Raw genomic sequence first — 3,798 nt, 5'->3', positions numbered from 1 at the left:
CGGTGGTCAGCCGTTAGAAGGTAAAGGTTTCTTCTATCCACCTACCATTGTCGCCAACGTTACCGATGATATGCGTATTGTGACTGAGGAGCAGTTTGGACCAACACTGCCGGTGATACGTTATAGCGACGTCGATGATGCGGTAGAGCGGGCGAACAGCTGCGATGTGGGGCTGGGTGGTTCTGTTTGGTCCTCTGACATTGAAGGCGCTCAGAAGATTGCACAACGTCTGGAGTGTGGAACTGCATGGATTAATGGTCATGCTGAAGTGCTTCCTCATGCTCCGTTTGGCGGCTGTAAAATGTCTGGCTTTGGTGTGGAGTTCGGGCAGGAAGGACTGCTGGAATATACCGTGCCTCAGACCCTGAATATCAACAAGTAATCCTTTCTCGTTTTCCCCCTCGTTGCTGCTGGCCATCATACTGGCGGCAGCCCTCTTTTTCTTGTCACCTTGGCTGTCTAGCGATTTCTCATGCTGGAGTTCGCAGGAACCTTCGGGTTCCTGTGTTTTTTATGCTTGTTTGAAATGATGAATAAAAAACACATACAGATGTGTCAGAAGTATTACCTGATAGTTAGTCAGTACTTGTAAGAAAAACTGTAAGAGGAGGGTAGAAATAAGAAAGGGCACGAATAACGTGCCCTTAGGATCGAGACAGTAAGGAATTGTCTTTCGGCTTTGAACAACTCTTCACTGTAGAAAATCGTAATATGTATTCTGTATCTGCTCATGTGGAGCTCTGGAGCATCCTTGCTCTCCGAATTTCCTGATTTTCGGCTTTGATCAGGAAGCCCGCCTGTTGTCGGCTCTTTCGCTGGAAAAACCGTAACAGTTAAGGTTAATTAAGGACCTAAAGTAGTATCAGAGCAATACGAAGTATTTCGTAATTTGTTCTCTTGGTCTGATATTTCTGTGTTTAAAAGCATTTGCTCGGTCAGCCTAATTAAAGCACTCAGCAACGGCTATTTATTTCTGACTCGTTTTAAGATCTTTACAGTAGTCACGATCAGTGAATCGAGGAGTAAACCAAACATAGTCCGCCTGAAGTTTCATGCTATGGAGAGCATTCGGATCGTTCTGTAACGTTGGATCAACTTCTTGCAGCATGACTACTAGTGGTTGTTTGTTGCTTTTTCTCAGACGCAGATGCAGGGGGACGGCCGTATCTTTGCGGACATGGTAACCTCCCGCAATGAGGATAGTCTGCGACGATTTTACGCCATCAATCGCTGCCGCCATATATGCATCCCGTGCCAATTGGATATTTACCATGGGCGATAAACGTTCTCGGGGCATCATTTCACAGTGCTGTTCGTAAATATCGTCCAGAAGTGATGCGCGGACCTTACTGCTCATTTCAAGCGCTGTCTTAAACCGCGAATCTGTGATTAAAGCCTCTGTGCCGTCTTTGTAGATGCTTTTAATCTTACTGCGCGAGATGTTGCCCACCACAAGTGTTGCGTCTTCAGAAAGGATTTGGCGAACGATAGGCCCATAGTGCTCCCAAGGCCAGCCTTGTTCGTTCCAGTTAAGTGTTGCTTGAAGTTGGTCGTCGGAATCCGAAGCCTGGATAGTGGTCGTGGCTTTAGACTGGCTATCGTCAAGCATTTCAAGAATGACCGCGGGTTTGTCCGAAGCATTCATTAATGTGCTCAGTATGATCAGTTCCAGGCGATGGTGATCGGGGTTGTCATGCTTTTCGCCAATTAAGATGACATCATGATTCTTCAGTGCAGCCAGAAATGATTGAGGCTTAACGGCTTCTTGTGTCCGCAAATCGTAAACTTTACCAACATCGGGGTGGTTGGTGTTTAGTGGGGATAACCACTCCTCAGTAGCATGTACGTGAAGGGGGATTAGTATGGCAAACAATATACCTAAGACGCGTTTCATCACTGAATTCTCTGTCCAATTAAACGGGAAAGCCTCTGTTCGGAGGCGTTTCGAACAGAGGCTCAAGAAGTTTTTATCAGCTGAGGAATGAATACAAGCCTAGGCTGCAATATGACGTCGGCTACGTGGTTGTTGTCGATCATCGTTACGAATGAGTTTGGATAGAAGCCACCAGAAAAGCGGGAATAGTCCAAGTAATAATAACCAGAACGTCGTACCCAGTTCTCCTTCCGGTTCAGGCCCCATAGATGCTGATTTTGCGGTCTTGTGCGTTGTAGAGCCTGAACTATTAGACGCCAAAGACAACGCGTTACCCGATGAAGCCGCTGCATTGGAATTGGAGTCAGCTAACTGGCTCTTGGCTGCAACACTATTGGAATCACTCTCGCTTTCAATACCCGCTGCGGTGGAACCTAAAGCGCCCGTACTTGCTATGCCACCACCGTTGCTATCTGTGAAGCCGCCTGTGTCACTTGCGGAGCCACCGTGGCCACCTGCGAACCCGCCTGTGCCGTTTGTGGAGCCCCCGTTACCATCTGCGAACCCGCCTGTGCCGTTTGTGGAGCCCCCGTTACCATCTGCGAACCCGCCTGTGCCGTTTGTAGAGCCACCGTTACCGCCTGCAAAACCGCCAGTGCCGTTTGTAGAGCCGCCGTTACCGTCTGCGAACCCGCCTGTGCCGCTTGTAGAGCCCCCGTTGCCGCCTGCAAATCCACCTGTGCCGTTTGTAGAGCCACCGTTACCGCCTGCAAATCCACCTGTGCTACCTGTAGTGCCGCCACTACCGCCTGCAAATCCGTCAGCGCTACTAGAAGAGCCGCCGCTGCCGCCTGCAAATCCATCAGCACTACTTGAAGAGTCTCCGTTGCCGCCAGAGAACCCTCCTGTGTCACTTGTAGATCCACCATTGTCTCCTGTGCTACCGCCAGCATTGCTGGATGCTGTATCACTGGAGTTGCCTGAACCGCTGTTACCGCTATCTGGCGAGCTGCTGCTCGAACCTGTAGATGAGCTGGTAGTTGTCGATGAATTGCCGCCATCTCCATTAGAAGTGGTCTGGGCACCGCCGTTCATTGCAATCGAAAGATTATCAATATTGCCTGTTACCGTATTTCCGAGGGATTGGAAACTAACGACGACAACGGCTGCAACCAGTACGCCGGCAAGCGCATATTCAATGGTCGCTAAACCTTTTTGTTTTCTCCGCAAGGTATTCATACCTGATCCACCTTCTAAAAATGGGGTTGTACGTGTCAGGGCGGGTGTTCAGTGTATATTCAGTTTAGTGAAGCGATGTCGGCATCGCGAACAAACGGGCTTGAGTAGTTTTCATCCGTTAAGCGGGCTTTACACTATGATGGGCTGATACTGTCATGTCAGTTCCCGCGTCCTTTCAATATAAGCAGCCTCAGATAAAAATTTCGCATATCTAAGGCCTTACGTGATTTCTGCGCTTCTCGTTGTTCGGAACTAAGCTCGTCATGGACGGGCTCAATATCTACGTTGGAAGGCGCATCAGATAGTGGTTGAAAGTGATTCTGTACGGATAACAGGGGTATCACGCTGAAGTGCCCGTAATATGGTCGTTCTGGCTGAATAGAGAGGGCGTAAGACTGGGTGCTGCTAAGCACTGTAATCAGTGTTAACGTCAATACTCTACAAGTAGATATTGAACGTTTCATAATATCCTCCCGAATCAGGCGGTTGTGTAACGTGGCTTTTACAGTTCAACTGGAGTGTGAAAATACAGAGTTGAGCCTGATAAAGACTAGAGAACTATCAAGCAAGCAGATGTTGATCCAGACATGTATGATAAATGTGTCATCATCACAATTCGCAATTCCAAATATGATAGACGCAAAAAACAAGTTAAAATTAGAATAAAAACAGATAAAGGTTGGGTT

Annotated in this window: 4 protein-coding genes; 2 read left to right on the top strand and 2 right to left on the bottom strand. The window is 48.1% G+C overall.

Translation table 11 applies throughout. The annotated features are described in order from the left end of the window. Window positions 1-382 (top strand): aldehyde dehydrogenase family protein (locus ABYW01_RS16420; protein WP_372834759.1); only part of this gene is annotated, 382 nt, incomplete at its 5' end. A gap of 585 nt (window positions 383-967) precedes the next feature. On the opposite strand, the gene ABYW01_RS16415 is transcribed toward ABYW01_RS16420, so the two are convergent. Together ABYW01_RS16415 and ABYW01_RS16410 are read right to left on the bottom strand one after the other, a co-directional pair. After that, complete coding sequence (locus ABYW01_RS16415) at window positions 968-1,894, bottom strand: ChaN family lipoprotein (RefSeq protein WP_372834757.1); 927 nt, start codon at window positions 1,892-1,894, stop codon at window positions 968-970. A gap of 431 nt (window positions 1,895-2,325) precedes the next feature. Further along, window positions 2,326-2,802 (bottom strand): hypothetical protein, encoded by a 477-nt coding sequence (locus ABYW01_RS16410; protein ID WP_372834754.1) that lies wholly within the window; start codon window positions 2,800-2,802, stop codon window positions 2,326-2,328. Between ABYW01_RS16410 and ABYW01_RS16405 the strand changes: the two genes are divergently transcribed. Next, complete coding sequence (locus tag ABYW01_RS16405) at window positions 2,781-3,260, top strand: hypothetical protein (RefSeq protein ID WP_372834752.1); 480 nt, start codon at window positions 2,781-2,783, stop codon at window positions 3,258-3,260. The two genes, ABYW01_RS16410 and ABYW01_RS16405, sit on opposite strands and share 22 nt — an antisense overlap. Window positions 3,261-3,798 lie beyond the last annotated feature (538 nt).

Source organism: Pontibacterium sp. (genome assembly GCF_041587635.1).
Classification (GTDB): Bacteria; Pseudomonadota; Gammaproteobacteria; order Pseudomonadales; family Balneatricaceae; genus Pontibacterium.
Note: the sequence above shows the minus strand (reverse complement) of the source record. Positions and strands in the feature narration are given on the sequence as shown.

Bases quoted from the DNA above. Each gene is read 5' to 3' on its own strand.
- ABYW01_RS16415 (WP_372834757.1), bottom strand. From the start codon at position 1,894: ATGAAACGCGTCTTAGGTATATTGTTTGCCATACTAATCCCCCTTCAC.
- ABYW01_RS16410 (WP_372834754.1), bottom strand. From the start codon at position 2,802: ATGGTGGATCTACAAGTGACACAGGAGGGTTCTCTGGCGGCAACGGAG.